This window comes from Novispirillum itersonii subsp. itersonii ATCC 12639 (assembly GCF_000381985.1).
Taxonomy (GTDB): Bacteria; Pseudomonadota; Alphaproteobacteria; order Rhodospirillales; family Rhodospirillaceae; genus Novispirillum; species Novispirillum itersonii.
Map to the genome: position 1 here is coordinate 199,612 of NZ_KB907340.1, position 22,533 is coordinate 222,144.

Consider the following 22,533-nt stretch of genomic DNA (forward strand, 5'->3'; position numbering starts at 1 on the left):
CAAAGGCAGGGAAACGCCGTACCTTAGAAGATACCTTCCAGAATTCCACGCTGGCGGCGCTCAATCTGCGGGGTATCGCCGGTCGACACCGACTTGCCGAGCGCCTGATTCTGACGCAGACGCTTTGCTTCTTCCGCCGCATTAACCACGGTGCCGGAAGGCTCCGGATCACGCCAGAAGACGAGAGTGTCGGTGAAGGACTTTTCTTCCTCCGCCAGAACCGAGCTTTCTTTGTTCACAACTGTACGAATGTCGGGATTGGCATTTTCCGCTCCGGCCTGCTTCAGCAGCAGCTGCTCACCCTGACTCAGCCCGGCGCGGGCATAGGCCTGCCCGCGGGTGCCGGTCAGCGCCGCACGGGCCTGATCAGAGGTCGTTCCTTCCTGCGGGCGGGTTGCCCCCGGCTCCGGCGGACGCAGCTTGAAGTCCGGCGGAACCGTCAGCGGTGCCCGGGACACCACAGTGAATTCATCCGGGGCCTGCTTTTCCAGACCAAGCATCTTCTTTGCCCCGCCACCGCATCCGGTAAGGGTCAGCCCGGCCGCAACCAGCAGGCTCAGGGGTCCGATCAGCCGACGAGACATGAACATCCTCCAAATCCGGTCAGCCCGGCAGACGCCGGATCCGACACAAACACAGCACAGTTGTATTTCAGCTTTCCCGCCGGAACAAGCTGTCTGCGATCAGCAGCGCCGCCCCAACAGAAATGAAGGCATCAGCAAGGTTGAAAGCCCAGAAGTGCCAGCCGCCGATGAAGAAGTCGATATAGTCCGCAACCGCTTCCCACCGGACCCTGTCGATCCCGTTCCCAAGCGCCCCGCCGATCATCAGCGCCAGCGCCAGCCGCAGGATCAGGGTTTCCGCCCGGGCCATCCAGACCAGCAGCACGCCGGAAAAACCGACAGCTAGCGCCAGCAGGGGCCACGGCCCGAACGAACTGTCATGCAGGAACCCGAAGCTGACGCCCCGGTTCCACGCCATCACCAGATTGAGGAACGGCAGAACCTCAATCCGCATCGGATCCCCGCCGGACAGACCGACAACCCACAGCTTGACGATCTGATCCGCTGCCAGCGCCACCAGCGCCAGCAGCAGACACAGCCAGAACGACCGGTTAAACACCATCCCGTCTGTCAGGCGGCGGATCATGCAGCGCCCCCGGCAATCACGGTCACCGCATCATCGCAGCGGCCACAGACACCTTCGTGGTGATGCGTACCGACATCGGGCAGCACCTTCCAGCAGCGCTGACACTTTTCGCCCGAGGCGGTTTCGACCACCGCACCGACTCCGGCGACGTCCGGCAGGGCATAAGCCCCTTCCGGGACATCCGCGGCATTCAGGGTGATGCCGGAGGTGATGCAGACATCAGCCATATCGACACCGTCGATCTGCGCCAGCAGATCCGCCGGGGCATAAACCTGCGGATGCGCCTGCAGGGACGCCCCGATCACCTTGGCATTCCGGGCCCCTTCCAGCGCCCCCAGTACCACGCGGCGGACCTTGCGGACCGCATCCCAGCGCACAGCCAAGGCATCATTGCGCCAATCTGCCGGAATGACGTCAAAGGTGGTCAGATGCACCGAGGACTCTTCGCCCGGATTGCGGCACAGCCACGCTTCTTCCGCCGTGAAGACCAGGAACGGCGCCATCCACTTCACCAGCGCGTTGAACAGGGTGTTCATCACCGTGCGGCAGGCCCGGCGGACCGGATCGTTCGGCGCATCGCAGTACAGCGCATCCTTGCGGATATCGAAGTAGAAGGCCGACAGGTCAGAGGTGCAGAAGGCATTCAGCTCGGCAAACAGGGTGTGGAAGGTGAAGTCGTGGCAGCACTGCTTCACCACCGCATCCAGTTCCGCCAGACGGTGCAGGACCCAGCGTTCCAGCTCCGGCATCGCCGCGACGTCGGTGACCGCCTCATCAGCGGTAAAACCGTCCAGCGCACCCAGCATGTAGCGCAGGGTGTTGCGCAGGCGGCGGTAGGTTTCAGCGGTCTGCTTCAGGATTTCCGGCCCGATGCGCTGATCATTGGCGTAATCGGTGGAAATCACCCACAGACGCAGGATATCGGCACCGTATTCATTGACCACGTCCTGCGGGGCAATCGTGTTGCCCAGCGACTTGGACATCTTGCGGCCCTGCTCATCAAGCGTGAAGCCGTGGGTCAGCACCGCATTGTACGGGGCCCGGCCCCGGGTGCCGCAGGCTTCCAGCAGGGACGAATGGAACCAGCCACGGTGCTGGTCAGAGCCTTCCAGATACAGGTCGGCCGGCCAGTGCAGGTCTTCGCGGTGTTCCAGCACGAAGGAATGGGTCGAGCCGGAGTCGAACCACACGTCCAGAACATCGAAGACCTGTTCATAGTCTTCGGCCTGATAGGAGTCGCCAAGGAAGCTCTGCGGATTATCCTCAAACCACGCATCGGCCCCACGGGCCTCAACGGCAGCGGTGATCCGGTCCAGAACCGCCTGATCCCGCAGCGGCTCGCCAGTGACCTTGTTGACGAACACGGTGATCGGGGTGCCCCAGGTCCGCTGACGCGATACGCACCAGTCCGGGCGCTGTTCGATCATCGAACGCAGACGGTTCTTGCCGACGGCCGGAACGAAGCGGGTATCATCAATGGCCTGAAGCGCCTTGACCCGCAGGTCGTTCGCTTCCATCGAGATGAACCACTGCGAGGTGGTCCGGTAAATCAGCGGAGCCTTTGACCGCCACGAGTGCGGATAGGAATGCACCAGCTTGCCGTGGGCCAGCAGACGCCCGGCCCCGGTCAGGGCCTCAATCACCGCCGGAGCGACCTTGTAGACATGCTGACCGGCAAACAGCGGAATGTGGGCGGCATAGGTGCCGTCATCCTGCACGGTTTCCGGCACGGCAATGCCATGCTCGCGGCACAGATAGAAGTCGTCTTCCCCATGCCCCGGAGCCTGATGGACAATCCCGGTCCCCTGATCGGCGGTAACAAACTCACCGGCCAGCATCGGCACGTCGAAATCATACCCCTGACCGCGCAGCGGGTGGGCGCAGACGGTGCCGGCCAGATCAGCCCCGGAGACCGCAACGTCCACTTCAGCGGTGAACTTACCGACCTTCATCACCTCTTCGGCCAGCGCCGGGGCCAGCAGCAGGCGGTCGCCGGTCTTCACCAGCGCACCGTCAGCCACCTCGGTCACCCGGTACACGGCGTAGTCCAGCGCCGCCCCATAGGCCAGTGCCCGGTTGCCCGGCATCGTCCACGGGGTGGTGGTCCAGATCACCACATCAGCACCGGTCAGCGCCGCCACCGGCGACGACAGCACCGGGAACCGCACCCAGATGGTGGTGGAGGTATGATCGTGGTACTCGATCTCGGCTTCAGCGAGAGCGGTCTTTTCCACCACCGACCACATCACCGGCTTAGCGCCCCGGTACAGGCTGCCGTTCATCAGGAACTTGCCCAGTTCGCGCACGGTCTGCGCCTCGGCGAAGTAATCCATGGTGACATACGGGTTGCCCCAGTCGCCCAGAACGCCGAGGCGCTTGAACTCACTGCGCTGGACGTCGATCCACTTGTCGGCAAAATCCCGGCACTGACGGCGGAACTCGGCCACCGGAACAGCATCCTTGTCCTTGCCCTTCTTGCGGTATTCCTCTTCGATCTTCCATTCGATCGGCAGGCCATGGCAATCCCAGCCCGGCACATAGACCGAGTCTTTGCCCTGCATCTGCTGAGACCGGGAGATCACATCCTTCAGAATTTTATTCAGGGCATGACCGATGTGCAGATGGCCGTTGGCGTAGGGGGGGCCATCATGCAGGACGAACTTGTCCCGCCCCTTCGATTCCCGGCGCTGACGGGCATAGAGGCCCATCTTTTCCCAGCGCTCCAGATGACCCGGCTCCTGCTTCGGCAGCCCGGCACGCATCGGAAAGTCAGTCTTCGGCAGAAAAACGGAGGCTTTGTAATCCACGGTCATGGAACGGTTCTCAACTCTGAATACAGTGTCTGTCCTGGGCAGCAGACCTGTCCGGTCACGGAAGAGGGATCAGGCCGTGTGGTTTTCGGCACCACGGGCCAACATAATTCGCGCCTGCGCCGCATCGGCCAGAATCTGTGCCTTCAGGGCATCAAGACCGGAGAATTTCTGCTCCGGGCGCAGATGGTGCAGAAACCGCACCCGCAGGTGCTGGCCGTACAGGTCACCGGAAAAATCAAACAGATGCACTTCCAGCAGGTCATCAGTTTTATCAAAGGTGGGGCGGCGGCCGTAATTGGCAACCCCGCCGACCCATTCCGTCTGCCAGCCCCGGTCAATGCCAGCCTGCACCACATACACCCCGGTCGCCGGGCGGGCGTAATCGCCCAGCCGCAGGTTAGCGGTCGGGAAGCCGATGGTGCGGCCACGGGCATCACCATGCTCAACGCGGCCTTCAATCTCCCACGGGTGCCCCAGAATGGCCGTTGCCCTTGCCGTATCCCCATCGGCCAGAGCTTTCCGGACCACGGTAGAGGAAAACACGCTGCTCCCGGCATCGGTGCCGGTGACCAGATCAACAGCCGTCACGTCAAAGCCAAACCGGGCCGCATGGGACCGCATCACCTCGACCGAGCCACCCCGCCCCTTACCAAAGGCGTAATCGGCCCCGACCACCACATGAGACACCCCCAGCCCCTTCACCAGAACCTCTTCAATGAAGGTCTCGGCAGATTTGGCGGCAAAAGCGGCGTCAAAGTGCTGAACATACAGAAAATCCACGCCCAGGGCCTCGATCAGGCGAGCCTTCAGGCGCAGACTGGTCAGAGCAAACGGCGGCAGATCAGGCCGGAACAGACGACGCGGATGAGGGTCAAAAGTCATCACCGCCGCCGGGACCCCGCTCAGGCGGGCCCGGCGCAAAGCCTCGCCGATCACCGCCTGATGACCACGGTGGACGCCATCGAAGTTACCGAGGGCAATCACGCTGCCCCGGAACTCGGGAGAGAACTCGTCGTAATGGCGAAACAGGCGCATGGCGGATGAGATGGTCTGGACCCTGACAGCGCCCGGTCCGGCATCAGGCACCGGGCTGTGGATGAAACCCCACAGGGGTAGACGATCCGCGCCTTAAAGGCAACGGAAGGATTATAAAAAGGGCCCCCGGATCAGAGAGGCTCCCCCTGCATCAGCTTGGGCAACGCGCCGACATCGCCCATGGCATGACGCATGAAAAACCGCTTCAGTCCCGGCAGCCTGTTGACCACCGCCATCCCGGCAGTCCGGGCCAGCCGCAGCGGCGCAATATCGTTCGAGAACAGCCGGACCAGACCATCGGTCATCCCCAGCATCAGAACGTTATCGAAACGACGCCACTTCTGATACCCTTCCAGCACCGTCGCCGCCCCGACATCGACACCAAGCCGCCGGGCCTCGACCACTTTTTCAATCAGGGCCGCCACGTCGCGCAGGCCAAAATTCATCCCCTGCCCGGCCACCGGATGCATACCGTGGGCCGCGTCGCCGACCAGCGCCAGACGCAGATCGATATATCGGCTGGCGTGCTGCAGGGTAAGCGGATAGCCGAACCGCTTGCTGACCACCTTGACCTCGCCAAGAAAATCACCGAACCGGCTCATCAGCTCTGCCTGAAACTCAGCGTCCGGCAGCTTCAGGATCGTCCACGCCAGCGGGTCTTTCTCCGTCCACACCAGCGAGGAATGGTGCCCCCCCGGCAGCGGCAGAATCGCAAACGGGCCTGACGGCAGGAACCGTTCATGGGCGATCCCCCGGTGATCCTTCTCATGCCAGACGGTCATGACGATCCCGACCTGATTGTACGGCAAACCATGCTGCAGCCGGATCCCCGCCATATCCCGGATCTGGCTGCGACGGCCATCTGCCGCCACCACAAGGCGGGTATGAATAACCCGGCCATCGGTCAGGGTGACGGTTGCCCCATCCACCCGGCGGTCCACCGTCGCCACCGTCGCAGGGGCCAGCAGGGGGGCCTTCTCCAGTTCGGCAAACCGGGCGAGAATCCCCCGGCGGATGGTCCGGTTTTCCGCCATATAGCCCATCGGTGCCCCGACCTCGCGGTGGTCGTAGTGCAGATGCAGCGGGCTGTTGCTGTCCGTGACCCGGATATCAAGAATCGGCTGGACATCGCTGACCATGTGCGCCCAGACCCCGGTGCCTTCCAGCACCCGCTGACAGGCCAGCGCGATCGCCGAAGAGCGGCCGTCGTAACCGGTGTCCAGCAGGACTCCGGCATCATCCTTATCGATGCAAATGGTGCTGACCCCGTGCTGGGCCAACCCGCAGGCCAGTGTTCCGCCCACCAGACCACCACCGACCACCACCACATCACAGGTCAGCGCCGCAGCGGGCGGCACGACGGAAGAAGAAACGGTCTGTGACATCAATGGTACTCCTGACAGAAAGCCGGGGCGTTTTGTGACCCCTCCTGACCGGGCCGAACTGTGGCGCGAAGCCGGCCTGATGTCCAGCCTTCAGCCACAGGTTTGTGCTTGCCCGCCTTCAGGCAGTGTTCAGATACCCCAGATTAAACTTAATCAAGGTTTGACGTGCCTCAAGGCGCAACCGCCCAGACTGGCTTTAATTCCGGGACAACGGTATGAATAGCCCCGATCCGCACACCGTCCCGCTCTGCCGGGATCTTGCAATACCCGGCACCGGACGCCACTTTGCGGGCGCCCGGTCCGATCGGGCCCTGACCACGGGAGTCTTGATGCACCGGTTCGCCAACCCTACCCGCTTCCTGCGGCTGGCCGACGCCATTCTGCCGTGGAGCATCGCCGCCACAGTCCTCGCCCTTGGCTCCGGTCTGGTGTGGGCCCTTGCGTTCTCCCCCGCTGACTACCAGCAGGGCGACACGGTCCGGATCATGTATCTGCATGTTCCGGCAGCATGGATGGGACTGTTCGCCTACACCGCCATGGCGGTGGCCAGTGCTGTGGCCCTGATCTGGAAACATCCGCTGGCCGATCTGGCTGCCAAGGCCAGCGCCCCGGTCGGGGCGTGCTTCACCTTCCTCTGTCTTGTCACGGGGTCCCTGTGGGGTAAGCCGATGTGGGGGACATGGTGGGTGTGGGATGCCCGCCTGACCAGCATGCTGATCCTGCTGTTCCTGTACCTTGGCTACATGGCCCTGCAGGGAGCCTTCGATGACCCCCAGCGCGGGCAGAAGGCTGCGGCTGTCCTGGCCCTTGTCGGTTTTGTCAATGTCCCGATCATCAAGTTCAGCGTTGACTGGTGGAACACCCTGCATCAGCCCGCCAGCGTGGTGAAAATGGGCGGCCCGGCCATCGACCCGGCCATGCTGGTACCGCTGCTGGTGATGACCGTCGGCTTCAAGGCCTATTACGTCACACTGCTGCTGCTGCGCATCAAGGCTGAGGTCGCCGATGCCAAAATCCGCAGCCTGCGCCTGACGGAGATCCACGGCTGACCCCGGTCAACCGCAGGGATCACCGGACCCAATGAATAAGATTTACTGAGTCGGAACGAGAGAGATGAGCGGTTTTCTGTCAATGGGGGGATATGCAGGCTATGTCTGGCCTGCCTATGCCCTGACACTGGTGGTGCTTGGTGCGCTGTGTGTGGCGACGGTCAGCAGCCTGCGCCGGAAGCAGAAGATGCTTGACCTGCTGCAAAGCAGCGTGCGCTCGGCCCGCCGCCGCCGGGACGGCAACCAAACCCCCGGGGCAGGAGAAACCGCATGAGCCGCGCCGCCACCCGCAAGAAACGCCGCCTGTATATGGTGGTTGCCGGGCTACTGCTGCTCGGCACCGCCACCGCACTGGTTCTGACGGCCTTTCAGGACAATCTGGTCTTCTTCTACAGCCCCACCGACGTGCAGGCGAAGAAGGTCGGGGAAGACCGTCGCTTCCGGCTGGGCGGACTGGTCAAGGACGGATCGGTGGTCAAAACCGGTTCTGAGGTCCGCTTTACCGTCACCGACATGAACGCCGATCTGCCGGTCAGCTATTCCGGCATTCTGCCCGACCTGTTCCGCGAAGGGCAGGGCGTGGTGGCCGAAGGCAAGCTTGACCGGTCCGGGGTGTTTATCGCCAAGGAAGTCCTTGCCAAGCACGACGAAAATTATATGCCGCCGGAAGTGGCGGAGGCCCTGAAAAAATCCGGGCAGTGGACCGGGGCGCAGACGGATGCGGCCTCGCATAAGGCCCCCCAGAACTAAGCCTGTCCCCCCTATCGCCACGCCCGCCCGCAGGAGCGCTGCATGACCCTGAGTATTGCCGAACTCGGCCAGTTTTCACTGGCACTGGCGCTGTGCGTGGCGCTGGTACAGTCCATTGTCCCCTTATGGGGGGCCCATCGCGGTGACGGCGCCATGATGGCCATGGCCCGGCCCGGGGCGGTTGCCCTGTTCGGGCTGGTTGCCGTAGCCTTCGCCTGCCTGACCTATTCCTTCGTGGTTTCCGACTTCTCGGTTTCGGTGGTGGCGCAGAATTCCCACTCCGACAAACCGATGCTTTACAAGGTCGCCGGGGTCTGGGGGAACCATGAAGGATCCCTGCTGCTGTGGATCACCGCCCTGACCTTCTTCGGTCTGGCCGTGGCCCTGACCGGGCGTAACCTGCCGCCGCAGCTGCGGGCGCGGGCGCTGTCGGTGCAGGCGATGATCACCGCAGGCTTCCTGCTGTTCATCCTGCTGACCTCCAACCCCTTCATCCGTCTGAATCCGCCGCCGATGGATGGCAAAGGCCTCAACCCGCTGCTGCAGGATCCCGGCCTCGCCTTCCATCCGCCGATGCTGTACCTCGGCTATGTCGGGTTCTCGATGGCTTTCTCGTTCGCTGTCGCCGCCCTGATTGAAGGCCGGGTCGATGCGGCATGGGCCCGCTGGGTCCGCCCGTGGACCCTGACGGCATGGACCTTCCTGACCCTTGGCATCGCCCTTGGGTCCTGGTGGGCCTATTACGAACTCGGCTGGGGCGGCTGGTGGTACTGGGACCCGGTGGAAAATGCCAGCTTCATGCCGTGGCTGGCTGGCACGGCCCTGCTGCATTCCGCAATCGTGGTGGAAAAGCGGGACTCCCTGAAAAGCTGGACCATCCTGCTGTCGATCCTGACATTCGCGATGAGTCTGCTTGGGACCTTCCTCGTCCGGTCCGGGGTGCTGACCAGCGTTCATGCCTTTGCCAGTGACCCGACCCGCGGGATGTTCGTGCTGATTCTGCTGGCGGTCTCTGTCGGTGGGGCCCTGATTCTGTATGCGTTCCGTGCCCCGACCCTGCAGGGGGGCGGCCTGTTCACCCCCATCTCGCGGGAAGGCGGGCTGCTGCTGAACAACCTGCTGATGACCACCGCCATGGCCACCGTGCTGCTGGGCACCCTGTACCCGCTGATCGCCGATGCCTTTGCGCTCGGCAAAGTCTCGGTCGGCGCACCGTTCTTCAACGCGGTGTTCGTGCCCCTGATGGTGCCGCTGGTTGTGGTGATGGGCATCGGACCGATGCTGGCATGGAAGCGCGGTGACCTGCGTGGGGCGCTCTCCCGCCTGTGGGTGGCTCTGGCGGCCACCGGCCTGACCATGGCCGGATCGTGGCTGTACGTCGGCGGCACCATCGATGACCTGCTGGCGGCCTTTGGCTTCGGTCTGGCCGCCTGGCTGCTGGTCGCGACCCTGGTGGAATGGGCGGAGCGAGTAAAGCTGTTCCGCGCCCCGGCGGGGGAAAGCCTGCGCCGGGCAGCCAACCTACCCCGCGCGGCGTGGGGCATGACCCTTGCCCATACCGGGATGGCTCTGGTGGTCGCCGGCGTCACCGCCTCTTCCGCTTATAAGGGGGAGCTGGTCCAGTCACAGAAAATCGGCGAAGCCGTGCGCATTGCCGGTTACGACGTGACCCTGACGTCAGCCGCCACCGTGCAGGGGCCGAACTATGAAGCCCAGCGCGGAATCTTCGAGGTCCGTAAAGAGGGAGAGCTGATCGCGACCCTGACGCCGGAAAAGCGTCTGTACCGTTCACCGCCGATGCCGACGACAGAAGCCGCCATCCATACCACCGGCCTGTCAGACCTTTATACGGTCATCGGTGACCCTGATCCGGCCCTGCCGGGGGCCTATGTCACCCGGCTGTATCACGAACCGCTGGTGCCGCTGCTGTGGTACGGCGCGCTGCTGATGGCAGCAGGTGGGCTGGTGTCGCTGACCGACCGCCGCCACCGCGTCGGTGCCCCGGTCCGCAAGCGGACAGGCGCGGCGACCACCGCCGCCGTCAAAGCCTGAAGACAGATGGCCTGAGGAAAGATTGAGCGATCATGCGTAAACTGATCTTTATCGCGCCGACGATCATGTTTGTGGTGCTGGTGGGGCTGTTTGCCTCCCAGCTCCTCAGCGGGCGCGACCCCAAGACCATCCCTTCGGTGCTGATCAACCGCCCGGTCCCCGACTTTGCGCTGGAAGAACTGCCGGGACGCGGGATGCCCCTGCGGTCTGGCGACCTCAAAGGCGAGGTCTCACTGGTCAATATCTTCGGATCGTGGTGCGTGGCCTGTGCCATCGAACACCCGTTCCTGATGAAGCTGAAACAGCAGAACGTCATCCCGATCCACGGCATTGACTGGCGGGAAAAAAACCCGGCCGACGGCCTGCGCTGGCTGCAGAAAAACGGTGACCCCTACACCCGCGTCGGCCTCGACCCCGACAGCAAGGTCGCCATCGATTTCGGCGTCACCGGCGCCCCGGAAACCTTTGTCGTCGATAAGAACGGCGTCATCCGTTACAAACACATCGGCCCGGTGACGGAAGAGGTCTGGGAACAGACCCTGAAGCCGCTGGTGGAGGAGTTGCGCAAGTGAAACGGTTTGCCGCCCTCTCTCTCGCCGCCCTGATCCTGTCTGCCCCTCTGGCTTTTGCCGTCCAGCCGGACGAGATGCTGAAGGACCCGCAGCTGGAACAGCGGGCCCGGGATATCTCCAAACACCTGCGCTGTGTGGTCTGCCAGAATGAAAGCATTGATGAATCCAATGCCGATCTGGCCCGTGACCTGCGGCTTCTGGTCCGCGACCGCCTGACCAAAGGCGATAACAACGATCAGGTGATGCAATACGTCGTGGATCGCTACGGCGACTATGTCCTGCTGCGTCCCCCGTTCAAAATGACAACACTGGCGCTGTGGGCTGGCCCTCCCCTGTTTGCCCTGCTGGCGCTGGGGCTGGGCTGGCGGCTGTACCGCCGCCCGTCAGCTGCCCACGTTGACGAATCTCCGGCCGCCCCGCCCCTGAGTGCGGAAGAACGGAAACGGCTGGAAAAACTGCTACGGACTGAGGAGAGCGGGTCATGACCCTGACACTGATCGCCTTTGTCGGGCTGACGTTTGCCGTTCTCGTCATGCTGGCCCTGCCGCTGCTGCGCCGTCAGAATGGGTCAGTTATCCGCGCCGCTTTTGACATGCAGGTCTACCGCGACCAGCTGCGGGAGCTGGAAAAGGATCTGGAGCGCGGTGTAGTGACAGCCGAACAGGCCGACGCGGCCCGGCTGGAAATCCATCGCCGCCTGCTGAACGCAGATGCCGAAGCCCGCGCCGCAGGGGCATTGCAAACCGGATCCCCCGGTCGGCGACAGCGGATTTTCACCACCATTGCGCTGGCCGTCGCCCTGCCGATCGCTGCTTTTGGCCTGTATGGGCGTCTTGGCTCCCCCGGGTATCCTGATCGCCCCCATGCCGAACGGATGGCGGAGATGCTGGGGCTGACACCCGATCAGGCCAAAAACCTGCGCATCACCGCCGAGACCATGACCAAAGCCCTGCAAGACGGCGGCAAGCAGTCTGACTGGATCGCATTAGGCCAGACATGGCAGCAGCTGGGGGAATACACCAAAGCCCTGAATGCCTATGAGCAGGCCGCCGGGCTGGGGCCACTGGATGCCGCCAGCTGGGCATCGCTGGGGGAAGCGAATGTGATGGCCAGCAACGGGCAGGTGATGCCCGGCGCCAAAGACTCCTTCCTCAAAGCACTGGCACAGGACCGTGACGACCCGCGCAGCCGCTATTATCTCGGGCTGGCAGCCGTACAAGGGGGCGATGCCCAGCGCGGGATCGCCATCTGGCGCGACCTGTCGCAAGGGTCCCCGCCGGATGCCCCGTGGATGCGGATGCTGCGGTCCCGGATTGCACAGGCCGCACAGGAAGCCGGTATCCCGCCGATGGGCATCAGCCCGCGCCACCCGTTGGATTCCCGCCCGGTAGAGGTCGCTACTCTGCCTTCCGGGCCGGGTGCAGCCGCACCGATGCAACAGCAGGCTGAACAGGCAGACGAAGGCTTCAGCCCAGATCAGAAGGCAATGATTGACGGGATGATCCAGCGCCTGAAGGACCGCCTTGCCACGGCCCCTCAGGATCCCGAAGGCTGGGCCCGTCTTGGGAAGTCTCTCGGCGTGCTGAAAGACTATGACGGATCCGTCAATGCCTACGCCAAAGCCGTGGAACAGGACGGCGGCAATGCCGGAACCCGTCTGGATTACGGGATGGCCCTGCTGGCCCGGGCTGAAACGACGAAAGCACCGTCTCTTCCCGACGCCTTCTATGAACAAGCCCGCTGGATGGCGACAAATGCCCCGGATGAGCCCGGCGGACTCTATCTGCGGGCTCTGGCCGCCGAAAGCCGGAAGCAGGCGGATGAGGCGATCAACCTGTGGAAGAAACTTTCTTCCGTCATGCCCCCGGACAGTCCGGCTTACAGTATGGCACAGGACCGGCTGAAAGCACTTGGAGCCAACTGAATACCAAAAAGGCCACAGGATTTCTCCTGTGGCCTTTTTGGTCTGCGACAGATCCCAGCGAGATCAGGTCCCCCAGCCGGGTCAGGCGTAGGAACGGATATCGTCAATCACCTTACCGTCGTTGGGCAAAGACCCCGGGGCCACCAGCTCAACCGTCCCCTTCAGCTTGGTGACCTCCTGCAGCGTTTTCTGAACCGCCAGACCCAGACCATCCGCAGCCTGCTCAACCTCCACCCGGATCAGCATCTGATCAACGTTATCAACCGAGTCGGCAACCAGCCGGGCACGGCGGATTTCCGGGTGCCGCTTCACCACTTCGGCCACCTGTTCGGGATGAACAAACATCCCTTTGATCTTGGTCGTCTGATCGGCACGCCCCATCCAGCCCTTGATCCGCATGTTGGTCCGGCCACAGGGGCTGATCCCCGGCAACAGCGCAGTCATATCTCCGGTCGCAAAACGGATCAGCGGATATTCCGGGGTGAAGGTGGTGACCACAATCTCACCGACCTCGCCCGGCTCCACCGGATCACCGGTCCCGGGACGGACGATCTCAACGATCACCCCTTCCTCGATCACCATGCCCTCAAGAGCCGGGGTTTCATAGGCAATCACCCCAAGATCGGCGGTGGCGTAGGCCTGATAGACATCAACCCCCAGATCACGGATCAGGGCCCGCAGGCTGGGCGGCAATGCCTCGCCCGAGACCAGCCCCTTCTTTAGCGACGACGTATCAAGCCCCAGCTCCTGCGCTTTCTCCAGCATGATCCGCAGGAAGCTGGGGGTCCCGCAATATCCGCTGGGACGCATGGCAGCGATTGCCTGTGCCTGTTGCTCCGTCTGGCCAATACCGGCAGGGAACACCAGACAGCCCAACGCCCGCGCGCCATCATCCAGAATCCACCCACCCGGCGTGAAGTGGTAGGAAAAGCTGTTATGCACCAGATCACCGGAGCGGAACCCGGCAGCATACAGGGCACGGGCCGCCCGCCAGTAGTTGGCCCCTATCCCCTGTGGCTCGTTAATCGGGCCGGGAGACTGGAAAATCCGTCCGACCGGACGATCACGTGCCACCAATCCGCCGAACGGGGGCGTAAGGGCCTGCACGTCTTTCAGAGCGGACTTGCGCAGAACCGGCAGTTTTGCCAGTGCGGCGCGATCCGTCACCTGTGCCGGATCGACATCTTTCAGATGGGTGGCAAAAAAGTCGGTCTGGGCTTTGGCATGGGCAATCAGCCCAGGCAGGCCCGCAAACAGGTCCCGCTCCCGCACCTCGGGGTCGCGGGTTTCCAGAGCGTCGAAAAAGGAAGAGGCGTCGGTCTGCTCGGTCATCGCTGATCCCTCCCTTACAGCCAACGCTTCCGGCGGCGGTAATGCTTAACGTCTTTAAAGCTCTTCCGGCCTTCCGCCGCCAGCCCGAGATAGAATTCCTTCACGTCATCATTTTCCATCAGGCGCTGGGCCTCGCCTTCCATCACCACGCGGCCATTTTCAAGAATGTAGCCGAAGGTGGCGTATTTCAGCGCAATGGTGGTGTTCTGCTCCGCCAGCAGGAAGGAGACCCCCTCCTTCTGATTCAGCTGTTTGACGATTTCGAAGATTTCTTCCACCAGCTGCGGGGCCAACCCCATCGACGGCTCATCAAGCAAAATCACCTTCGGCTTGGTCATCAGGGCCCGCCCGATGGCGACCATCTGCTGTTCCCCGCCGGAGGTATAACCGGCCTGACTGCTCCGCCGCACTTTCAGGCGCGGAAAGTATTCATAGACCTTTTCCAGATCCCGCTTTACCGCAGCAGCCCCATCCCCACGGGTGTAGGCGCCGGTCAGCAGGTTTTCCTCAACGGTCAGGTGACCGAAGCAGTGGCGGCCTTCCATCACCTGCACCACACCCATCTTGACGAGGTCATTGGGGGTCAGGTCCTGAATGCTGCGACCGTTATAATCAATGGTGCCCTTGGTGACTTCGCCACGTTCTGCCCGCAGCAGGTTGGAAATCGCCTTGAGGGTAGTGGTCTTGCCCGCGCCGTTGGCCCCGAGCAGGGCAACAATGCCCCCTTCCGGCACCGCAAGGGAGACCCCTTTCAGCACCAGAATCACGTGATCGTAGATCACCTCGATGTTGTTGACCCGCAGGATCGGCTCGGCAGCGGCGGGGCTGCTGGCAGGCTGCACGGCATGCAGGGTGGCTTGGCTCACGACGGGTACTCCCTAAAACTCTACGTTTGGGAAACGCTGCGCTTGGGCCTATGGCCCGGACGGTCACGCGGTTTTTCCTTTTGGGCGTTCCCGCCCCCCTCCAAGACAGGGAATGAGGGGGGCAGGGCCGCCGGTCACGGGGTTTCCGTTACCCGGAAACTGGGGATATTCCTCAGTTGCAGGTACGCGGAGTAATGTTCTTTTCCTTGGCGTACTGAGCAGCGGATTCCTTGTACATTTCGGTCAGGAAACCGTCACGGCGCGGAGTAATCCAGTCAGACACCGGGGTCCAGGCAGCGCCGGACCACTGCTGAATCACCACTTTCCCGCCGCCTTCATGGTCCTTACAGGACAGCTGCAGCGGCGCCATCAGCCCCTTCAGGCCCAGCTTGTCGAGGGCGGCATCGTCAAGCTTCAGGTTTTCCAGACCCCAACGGATCTGTTCCCCGGTCATCGGCTTGTTGCCATACTTGTTCATGGCAGTGCGGATGCCTTCGGCCATGATCACGGCAGAGATCAGACCACGGTTGTACAGAATATCACCGACCTTATCGCGATCGCTGGCGCCCTTACCCTTTTCGTACAGGGTCTTCACGATGTCTTCGTGAACCTTGTAGTTGGCACCGGCACCGTGGAACTGAGCAGCCAGATAGCCCTTGGCATCCATACCGGCCGGGCGGACGTCCACTTCCGAACCGGACCACCACACGCCAACAAACTTATTCATCGGGAAGCCGACGGCCGCCGCTTCCTTAATGGCGGTGGAGTTCATCACACCCCAGCCCCACATGATCACCCAGTCAGGCTTCAGCTGACGGCCGATCTTCAGCCAGGTCGCCTTCTGTTCCAGCCCCGGATGCGGCACCGGGAACAGATCGAGCTTGAAGCCGTTCTTCTCTGCCAGAGCCTGCAGGGTCTTGATCGGCTCCTTCCCGAAGGCGGAGTCGTGATAGACCAGCGCGATCTTTTTGCCCTTCAGGTCTTTTTCCTGCGCCTCAATGTACTGCACGATGGCATCCGCCCCCGCCCAGTAGGTCACCGGGGCCGTGAAGATCCATTCAAAGACCGATCCGTCAGACGCATCAGCACGGCCATAGCCGGAGGTGATCATCGGAATCTTATCAGCACGGACACGGTCCATCAGGGCATAGGTGATGCCGGTGGACAGCGGCTGAACGGAGGCGCCGCCGGTCGGGCCTTTCCCCTTCAGCTTTTCATAGCATTCCACGCCCTTATCGTTGTTATAGGCGGTGTCGCATTCTTCATAGACCAGCGGTACACCGTTGATGCCGCCGTCACGAGCATTCAGCAGCGACACATAGTCGGCAAACCCGTCGGCCCACGGAATCCCGCCCGGCGCATAGGGGCCGGTACGGTAAACCAGACCAGGCACAAACTGGCCGTTTTCCTGCGCCTGCGCCGGAACAGCCGACAGTGCCGAAGCAGCCAGCGTAGCCCCGACAGCAGCAAGAGCGAGTTTCTTGAAAATCATGCGCGTCCTCCCATGGACAATCTGTCTTGATGTCTGACGTTTTTCTTCATCAGGCAGCCGGTATTCCGGCTGCAGGGTCCGGGCTTGAGGGGGTGGCAGCGTTGCCACCCCTGCCCATGTTCTTGGTACCGGCTGTAACCGGGGATCCGCCCTGACCGAAATCAGTAGGGGAACGGCCACAGACGCAGCTTTTCCTTACCGATCTGCCACAGACGGGCCAGCCCGTGCGGCTCAACGATCAGGAAGAAGATGATCAGCGCCCCGAAGATCATGTATTCAAGATGCGAAATCATATCGACGGGAATGTTCAGCCCCAGCAGATGCGGGGCATTGGTCAGGATCACCGGCAGCAGCACCATGAAGGCAGCCCCGAAGAACGACCCAAGGATCGACCCCAGACCGCCAATAATGACCATGAACAGCACTTTGAAGGAAATCTCGATCGAGAAGGCCAGAGGCTCCACCGACCCGGTGTAAATGAACCCCCACGCCGCCCCGGCGATACCGCAGTAAAACGAGCTGATGGCAAAGGCCGACAGCTTGGTCTGCAACGGCTTGATCCCGATAATCTCAGCGGCAATATCCATATCGCGGATCGCCATCCACGCCCGGCCAAGATGGCAGCGGGTCAGGTTTTTGGCAGCCAGCGCCAGAAGGCCGACGAACACCAGCAGGAACAGGTACTTGGCGGTGTAATGGGCGCTCGACCCGGTGACCATGATATCCCCGAAGATCGCCCGCGGCGGAGCGGAAATCACCCCGGAAGACGAATAGTTGGTGAACCACGGCACCTTATTAAACAGCCACAGCAGGAAGAACTGCGCCGCCAGCGTCGCCACCGCCAGATAGAACCCTTTAATCCGCAGCGAGGGAATACCGAACATCACCCCGACAAAGGCGGTGATGACGCCAGACCCCAGGAACACGAACACAATGTTCAGATCCGGAAACATGGTGGACAGCTTATAGGCAGCAAACGCACCGGTCGCCATGAACCCGCCGGTGCCGAGCGACAGCTGTCCGGCATAACCGGTCAGGATGTTCAGCCCGATCGCGGCAATCGACATCACCAGAAACGGAATCAGAATGGTGGTGGTCATATATTCAGTGGCGAACAGCGGCAGAACACCCAGGGCAAGAACGGCAATCAAGCCGATGCCAATACGGTCCTGCAAAATCGGAAAGATCTGCTGATCAGCGGCGTAAGAGGTTTTGAACTGGCCTGCCTCACGGTACAGCATCTGTGCTTACTCCTTACACGCGCTCAATAATCTTGTCGCCGAACAGACCCTGCGGACGGAACAGCAGGAACATCAGCGCCAGCATGTAGGCAAACCAATCTTCGATACCGCCACCAATGGCATCCGCCCAGTACACTTCCGCGATCTTCTCCCCGGCCCCGATGATCAGGCCGCCGATGATCGCACCGGGCACCGAGGTAAACCCGCCAAGGATCAGCACCGGCAGGGCCTTCAGGGCCACCATCGCCAGCGAGAACTGAACCCCCAGCTTGGATCCCCACATCACCCCGGCCACCAGACCGACCAGACCGGCAACGGTCCAGACAATCGCCCAGATGGTCTTCAGCGGAATCCCGACTGACAGAGCCGCCTGGTGGTCATCTGCCACGGCCCGCAGGGCGCGCCCGATACGGGTTTTCTGGAAAAACAGCGCCAGCGCGGCGACCAGAGAGCCCGCCACCACGGCGGCGATAATGTCGAACTTGTTGACCAGAACACCGCCGATCTCGAGCGGGGTCTGCGGCAGACCGATGTCCAGCACACGGACACTGGACCCCCAGATGGTCTGACCGAAACCATCCAGAAAATAAGTGACGCCGATGGTCGCCATGAACAGGATGATGTGCGGCTGGTTCACCAGTGGCCGCAGCACAATCCGCTCAATCGCCATCGCCAGCAGCACCATCACGCCGATGGTCAGGATCAGCGATCCCCACCACGGCACGCCCTTATCCATAAATCCGGCAAAGAACAGGGCGGCGAACAGAACCATCGCCCCCTGGGCAAAGTTAAAAACGCCGGAGGCCTTGAAGATCAGAACAAAGCCCAGCGCCACCAGGGAATACATCACCCCGGACAACAGACCGCCGGTCAGCACCTCGACAAAAAACAGCGGGGCATCGGCGATCTGAACAAAAGGACTGATAAAGAAATTGTAGAGGAAGTCCATCGGACTCATCCTTCCATCTTGAACCGGGGCCCTTGAGAGCATTGTCCGGTTAAGAGAAAACCCGTTGATTGAAAGTGCTCTTCTTCAGAATGTCGGAGCCTTCTCAACCGCAAACCGGTGTCCACTTTTGCTGAAAACGCTCTAGTGCCCGCCGCCCAGATAGGCGTCGATCACGTCCTGATTGGCCCGGACCTCATCCGGGGTGCCGTCGGCCAGCTTGCGGCCATAATCGAGCACCACAACCCGGTCGGAGATATCCATCACCACCCCCATGTCATGCTCAATCAGCACAATGGTGGTCCCGAATTCCTTATTCACATCGAGGATGAAGCGGCACATGTCCTCTTTCTCCTCAAGGTTCATCCCGGCCATCGGCTCATCAAGCAGCAGGATTTCCGGCTGCGCAGCCAGAGCCCGCCCCAGTTCCACCCGCTTCTGCAGACCATAGGGCAGACGCCCGACCGGCGTCTTGCGCACAGCCTCGATTTCAAGAAAGTCGATGATCTTTTCGCAAAATTCGCGGTGCGCGGTCTCTTCCTTCCGGGCCCGGCCCAGATAGAAAGCCTGCGCCAGCAGACCGGACTTCATCAGGGTATTACGCCCGGTCATGATGTTATCGAGCGCGCTCATCCCCTTGAACAGGGCAATATTCTGGAAGGTCCGGGCAATCCCGGCACGGGCGGCCATATAGGGGCGCATGCGCTTACGCTCCTGCCCCTTGTGAAACACCTTGCCTTCCTGCGGGTGATAAAACCCGTTGATGACATTGAGCATGGAACTTTTGCCAGCCCCGTTGGGGCCGATGATGGCAAGCACTTCATGCTCACGCACATCAAAGCTGATGTTGGTCAGGGCACGCACCCCACCAAACGACAGACTGATGTTCTGCACGGACAGGATGACGCCACCGATCTTGTGGCGGCCATCTGCGGTAAAAGCGTCAGAACCGGAAACAGGGTTAACGGCTGAACTGGACATAAGGGGAGCTCCCCACAAAAGTCAGGCGGAACCGATCACGGAACAGGGGCAGGGCCTTAGCCCGCCTTCCGCAACGGCGCGGCAGTACCCGGACGGACAGCGGCGGACCGGATCGCCAGATCGGCGCGGACCATCCCCTTACGACCATCCTCAAAGGTTACTTCCGTCTCCACCCGCACGCTGGTACGGCCATCAAACAGCGCCTCGATCTGATCGGCGTAGCGTTCGTTGATGAACTTACGGCGCACCTTGCGGGTGCGGGTCAGTTCACCATCGTCCGCATCCAGTTCCTTATGCAGCAGCAGGAACCGGCTGATCTGGCACCCTGACAGCATCGGGTCGGCCGCCAGATCGGCATTGACCTTTTCCACGCAGTCCTGAATCAGGTCGTAAACCACAGACTGCGCCGCCAGATCCTGGAACCCGGAATAGGCCAGTCCCCGCCGTTCCGCCCAGTTCCCCACCGCTTCCAGATCAATGTTGATAAAGCAGCCGACACTGTCGCGCTTATCACCGAAGGCAACCGCCTCTTTAATAAAGGGGAAGAACTTCAGTTTGTTCTCCAGATACTTGGGCGGGAACATCTGCCCCGACACCATCCGGCCGACATCCTTGGCGCGATCAATGATCTTCAGGTGCCCCAGATCATTGAAGATCCCGGCGTCACCGGTATGCACCCAGCCATCCGCCGTCTTATCTTCCGCCGTTTTGTCAGGCTGCTTGAAATAGGCCTGAAAAACCCCGGGACTGCGGAACAGCACCTCACCGTTCTCAGCAATCTTCAGCTCCACCCCCGGCGCCGGTTTACCGACCGTATCGGCATAAACCTCGCCATTAGGCTGCACGCAGATAAAGACGCTGGCCTCGGTGGACCCGTAGATCTGTTTGATGTTGATCCCCAGCGACCGATAGAAGGAGAAAATTTCCGGCCCGATCGCTTCACCGGCGGTATAGGCCAGCTTAATGCGGGTAAAACCGAGAACGTTTTTCAGCGGGCCATAAACCAGCAGGTTCCCCAGCCCATACAGCAGGCGGTCGGTGACTGAGACCGGCTTACCGTCCAGGATATCCACCCCGACGCGTTTGGCGACGTCCATAAAGTATCCGAACATCTTCCGCTTCAGGCGGCTGGCGTCCTCCATACGGATCATCACTGTGGTCAGGATGTTTTCGTAGATACGCGGAGGCGAGAAGAAATAGGTCGGCCCCAGTTCCCGCAGGTCGATCAGCAAGGTTTCCCCGCTTTCCGGGCAGTTGACCGTAAACCCGCAGACATAGGCCTGCGCCATCGAAAACAGATGGTCCCCCACCCATGCCATCGGCAGGTAAGCCAGAACATCTTCGTCTGGTGTCAGACCCTCCATTTCAACATTGTTACGGGCCGTGATCAGCACGTTGTCGAAGGTCAGCATCACGCCTTTCGGCTGGCCGGTGGTACCGGAGGTATACAGCATCACCCCGATATCGCTGCCTTTGCCTTTGGCAATTTCAGCATCCAGAAGGCCGGGGTTCTGGGCCATCAGAGCCCGCCCCTTCTCCTGCACTGACGCAAGGGAATGGACAAAGGTCTGATGATAATCCCGCATGCCGCGGTCATCCTCGAACAGGATGGTCTGCAGCTTCGGACATTGCTCCCGGATTTCCAGCAGCTTATCGACCTGCTCCTGATCCTCGACAACGGCGAGAACCGCTTCGGCATGCTCCAGCACAAACTGCATCTCGCGGGCGACGGAATCCTGATAGACCGGCACCGGCACACCGCCGAGAACCTGGACCGCCACCATCGACCAGTACAGCTGCGGGCGGTTATCCCCAACGATGGCAATGGTGGCACCACGGGTCACGCCCAGCGCCGAAAACCCGGCAGCCAGAGCCATAATCTCGTCATGGACCTGTTTCCACGACCAGGTCTGCCAGATGCCGAAATCCTTTTCGCGCATGGCGGGATGGTTGGGGCGGACCTCTGCATGGTGCTTGAGCAACTTTGGCAGAGTATCCATCGCCGGGGTGGTGGTGATTGCGGAGGCCATCAGACAGACCCTCCCCACAGACCGGCAGACGCACCCCGGCAGCCGCTCACGAACGTTTCCGTCATGGACGTTTCCTTGGACATCAGTTTCACTCCCACGTCGCACAGGCCCGCTATCAACGGCATCCCGGCGACACTGCTCATTCAGACGGGAGACTCATTGTCTGGACGCCACGGTTTTCCGGGGTCCGGCCTCTTCTCGTCCTGAAGGCAACACGCGTTCTTACATCGTTATTTTTATATGATTTTTTGTTCTTGCTGGATCTTGGCCCCCGGCCCCGCCCCACCCCACAGCATTCCTGCAGGCAAGAAGAACGGTCCGCTGGCTTTTTTACCGCCCGGCCTGCGCAGACCGTCAGGGTGACAGCCTTCAACAGGACAGGAACAGAACCCTTTTCCCGACCGGATGGTTCCGGCGGTAACAGGTCACAGATGATCCGGGTGGCCCACCCACCCGTGCAGCAAACAACAACCCCTGTTTCGGCCTCCCCCCACCGGTCTCTACGGCAATCCCCTGCCTCCGGTGTGGTTCTGACCTATTTTCCGGTACCTCCGGTCCGCCTTAACGACGGTTCCAGAAAACCGGACAGGACCCCGGAAAATCCCTTTATTGAAAAAGGTCTCTTCCCGTATCTGGCGATACTCCCACTGGTGTACCCCGATCACAACGCCTTGTCATGCACTTCTTGCATACATGGCATGCGTCATGTGTGTAGCTAACCGCACTTTTGCCAATCGGTCAACAAAAGTTACGGTTTCCGTAGCGTCAACCCGTTAAATTGACCCTTGGCAAGTTTGCAAATCAGGGTCTGAAAACGGCATTTTCCGGGCTGTTTTCCGCTATCCGGCATTCTGGTTCGTCAGAATTGTATACGTTGCTGTATACGATGATTGGACAGCCTGTAGACGAAAATGAC

The 22,533-nt window shown here is 61.5% G+C and carries 19 protein-coding genes; 7 read left to right on the forward strand and 12 right to left on the reverse strand.

The features are described 5' to 3' along the window. Positions 1-23: 23 nt before the first annotated feature. From G365_RS0108125 to G365_RS0108145, 5 genes are all read right to left on the reverse strand, one after another. Entirely contained in the window at positions 24-590 is a 567-nt protein-coding gene (locus G365_RS0108125) for a DUF3035 domain-containing protein (protein WP_019645016.1), read from the reverse strand. Positions 591-651: 61 nt separating this feature from the next. After that, complete coding sequence (lspA, locus tag G365_RS0108130) at positions 652-1,149, reverse strand: signal peptidase II (protein WP_019645017.1); 498 nt, start codon at positions 1,147-1,149, stop codon at positions 652-654. Continuing rightward, a complete protein-coding gene (gene ileS / locus G365_RS0108135) occupies positions 1,146-3,962 on the reverse strand; it encodes an isoleucine--tRNA ligase (RefSeq protein ID WP_019645018.1) in 2,817 nt (938 codons plus the stop codon). The genes lspA and ileS overlap by 4 nt, the downstream gene beginning before the upstream one ends. Positions 3,963-4,031: 69 nt before the next feature. Then, entirely contained in the window at positions 4,032-4,997 is a 966-nt protein-coding gene (locus G365_RS0108140; RefSeq protein WP_019645019.1) for a bifunctional riboflavin kinase/FAD synthetase, read from the reverse strand. Positions 4,998-5,128: 131 nt separating this feature from the next. Beyond that, positions 5,129-6,382, reverse strand: coding sequence for a UbiH/UbiF/VisC/COQ6 family ubiquinone biosynthesis hydroxylase (locus G365_RS0108145; RefSeq protein WP_019645020.1), 1,254 nt, complete (start codon positions 6,380-6,382; stop codon positions 5,129-5,131). 329 nt (positions 6,383-6,711) lie between these two features. Between G365_RS0108145 and G365_RS0108150 the strand changes: the two genes are divergently transcribed. The 7 genes from G365_RS0108150 (at position 6,712) to ccmI (ending at position 12,729) form a co-directional block, all read left to right on the forward strand. Further along, positions 6,712-7,431 carry a heme ABC transporter permease gene (locus G365_RS0108150; RefSeq protein WP_026345198.1) on the forward strand — a complete coding sequence of 240 codons (720 nt, stop codon included), beginning with the start codon at positions 6,712-6,714 and terminating at the stop codon, positions 7,429-7,431. Between the two features lie 64 nt (positions 7,432-7,495). Then, a complete protein-coding gene (ccmD, locus tag G365_RS0108155; RefSeq protein WP_019645022.1) occupies positions 7,496-7,705 on the forward strand; it encodes a heme exporter protein CcmD in 210 nt (69 codons plus the stop codon). Then, the gene (gene ccmE / locus G365_RS20795; RefSeq protein ID WP_019645023.1) at positions 7,702-8,181 is read left to right on the forward strand and encodes a cytochrome c maturation protein CcmE; all 480 of its coding nucleotides are present in this window, start codon (positions 7,702-7,704) and stop codon (positions 8,179-8,181) included. Before ccmD ends, ccmE begins: the two co-directional genes overlap by 4 nt. A gap of 42 nt (positions 8,182-8,223) precedes the next feature. After that, the gene (locus G365_RS0108165) at positions 8,224-10,233 is read left to right on the forward strand and encodes a heme lyase CcmF/NrfE family subunit (RefSeq protein ID WP_019645024.1); all 2,010 of its coding nucleotides are present in this window, start codon (positions 8,224-8,226) and stop codon (positions 10,231-10,233) included. Between the two features lie 32 nt (positions 10,234-10,265). After that, positions 10,266-10,805: a DsbE family thiol:disulfide interchange protein gene (locus G365_RS0108170; RefSeq protein ID WP_019645025.1), complete on the forward strand. Its 540-nt coding sequence runs from the start codon at positions 10,266-10,268 to the stop codon at positions 10,803-10,805. Then, positions 10,802-11,290, forward strand: a complete 489-nt coding sequence (locus G365_RS0108175; RefSeq protein ID WP_019645026.1) for a cytochrome c-type biogenesis protein — start codon at positions 10,802-10,804, stop codon at positions 11,288-11,290. The genes G365_RS0108170 and G365_RS0108175 overlap by 4 nt, the downstream gene beginning before the upstream one ends. Next, entirely contained in the window at positions 11,287-12,729 is a 1,443-nt protein-coding gene (gene ccmI / locus G365_RS0108180; protein WP_019645027.1) for a c-type cytochrome biogenesis protein CcmI, read from the forward strand. The genes G365_RS0108175 and ccmI overlap by 4 nt, the downstream gene beginning before the upstream one ends. Positions 12,730-12,810: 81 nt before the next feature. Here the strand turns inward: ccmI and G365_RS0108185 are convergent, their stop codons facing one another. From G365_RS0108185 to G365_RS0108215, 7 genes are all read right to left on the reverse strand, one after another. Further along, complete coding sequence (locus tag G365_RS0108185) at positions 12,811-14,061, reverse strand: phenylacetate--CoA ligase family protein (RefSeq protein ID WP_019645028.1); 1,251 nt, start codon at positions 14,059-14,061, stop codon at positions 12,811-12,813. Between the two features lie 14 nt (positions 14,062-14,075). After that, entirely contained in the window at positions 14,076-14,927 is an 852-nt protein-coding gene (locus tag G365_RS0108190; RefSeq protein WP_019645029.1) for an ABC transporter ATP-binding protein, read from the reverse strand. Between the two features lie 172 nt (positions 14,928-15,099). Then, the gene (locus G365_RS0108195; RefSeq protein ID WP_019645030.1) at positions 15,100-16,419 is read right to left on the reverse strand and encodes an ABC transporter substrate-binding protein; all 1,320 of its coding nucleotides are present in this window, start codon (positions 16,417-16,419) and stop codon (positions 15,100-15,102) included. 161 nt (positions 16,420-16,580) lie between these two features. Then, on the reverse strand, positions 16,581-17,660 hold the full coding sequence (locus tag G365_RS0108200; RefSeq protein WP_019645031.1) for a branched-chain amino acid ABC transporter permease: 1,080 nt from the start codon (positions 17,658-17,660) through the stop codon (positions 16,581-16,583). Positions 17,661-17,673: 13 nt separating this feature from the next. Beyond that, the gene (locus tag G365_RS0108205) at positions 17,674-18,609 is read right to left on the reverse strand and encodes a branched-chain amino acid ABC transporter permease (protein WP_019645032.1); all 936 of its coding nucleotides are present in this window, start codon (positions 18,607-18,609) and stop codon (positions 17,674-17,676) included. Between the two features lie 141 nt (positions 18,610-18,750). Beyond that, entirely contained in the window at positions 18,751-19,587 is an 837-nt protein-coding gene (locus G365_RS0108210; protein ID WP_019645033.1) for an ABC transporter ATP-binding protein, read from the reverse strand. 56 nt (positions 19,588-19,643) lie between these two features. After that, a complete protein-coding gene (locus G365_RS0108215; RefSeq protein ID WP_019645034.1) occupies positions 19,644-21,617 on the reverse strand; it encodes an AMP-binding protein in 1,974 nt (657 codons plus the stop codon). Positions 21,618-22,533 lie beyond the last annotated feature (916 nt).

Bases quoted from the DNA above. Each gene is read 5' to 3' on its own strand.
- G365_RS0108165 (WP_019645024.1), top strand. From the start codon at position 8,224: ATGACCCTGAGTATTGCCGAACTCGGCCAGTTTTCACTGGCACTGGCG.
- G365_RS0108150 (WP_026345198.1), top strand. From the start codon at position 6,712: ATGCACCGGTTCGCCAACCCTACCCGCTTCCTGCGGCTGGCCGACGCC.
- ileS (WP_019645018.1), bottom strand. From the start codon at position 3,962: ATGACCGTGGATTACAAAGCCTCCGTTTTTCTGCCGAAGACTGACTTT.
- G365_RS0108145 (WP_019645020.1), bottom strand. From the start codon at position 6,382: ATGTCACAGACCGTTTCTTCTTCCGTCGTGCCGCCCGCTGCGGCGCTG.
- G365_RS0108210 (WP_019645033.1), bottom strand. From the start codon at position 19,587: ATGTCCAGTTCAGCCGTTAACCCTGTTTCCGGTTCTGACGCTTTTACC.
- lspA (WP_019645017.1), bottom strand. From the start codon at position 1,149: ATGATCCGCCGCCTGACAGACGGGATGGTGTTTAACCGGTCGTTCTGG.
- G365_RS0108205 (WP_019645032.1), bottom strand. From the start codon at position 18,609: ATGGACTTCCTCTACAATTTCTTTATCAGTCCTTTTGTTCAGATCGCC.
- ccmE (WP_019645023.1), top strand. From the start codon at position 7,702: ATGAGCCGCGCCGCCACCCGCAAGAAACGCCGCCTGTATATGGTGGTT.
- G365_RS0108195 (WP_019645030.1), bottom strand. From the start codon at position 16,419: ATGATTTTCAAGAAACTCGCTCTTGCTGCTGTCGGGGCTACGCTGGCT.
- G365_RS0108125 (WP_019645016.1), bottom strand. From the start codon at position 590: ATGTTCATGTCTCGTCGGCTGATCGGACCCCTGAGCCTGCTGGTTGCG.
- G365_RS0108215 (WP_019645034.1), bottom strand. From the start codon at position 21,617: ATGGCCTCCGCAATCACCACCACCCCGGCGATGGATACTCTGCCAAAG.
- G365_RS0108170 (WP_019645025.1), top strand. From the start codon at position 10,266: ATGCGTAAACTGATCTTTATCGCGCCGACGATCATGTTTGTGGTGCTG.
- G365_RS0108185 (WP_019645028.1), bottom strand. From the start codon at position 14,061: ATGACCGAGCAGACCGACGCCTCTTCCTTTTTCGACGCTCTGGAAACC.
- G365_RS0108140 (WP_019645019.1), bottom strand. From the start codon at position 4,997: ATGCGCCTGTTTCGCCATTACGACGAGTTCTCTCCCGAGTTCCGGGGC.
- G365_RS0108200 (WP_019645031.1), bottom strand. From the start codon at position 17,660: ATGCTGTACCGTGAGGCAGGCCAGTTCAAAACCTCTTACGCCGCTGAT.
- ccmD (WP_019645022.1), top strand. From the start codon at position 7,496: ATGAGCGGTTTTCTGTCAATGGGGGGATATGCAGGCTATGTCTGGCCT.
- ccmI (WP_019645027.1), top strand. From the start codon at position 11,287: ATGACCCTGACACTGATCGCCTTTGTCGGGCTGACGTTTGCCGTTCTC.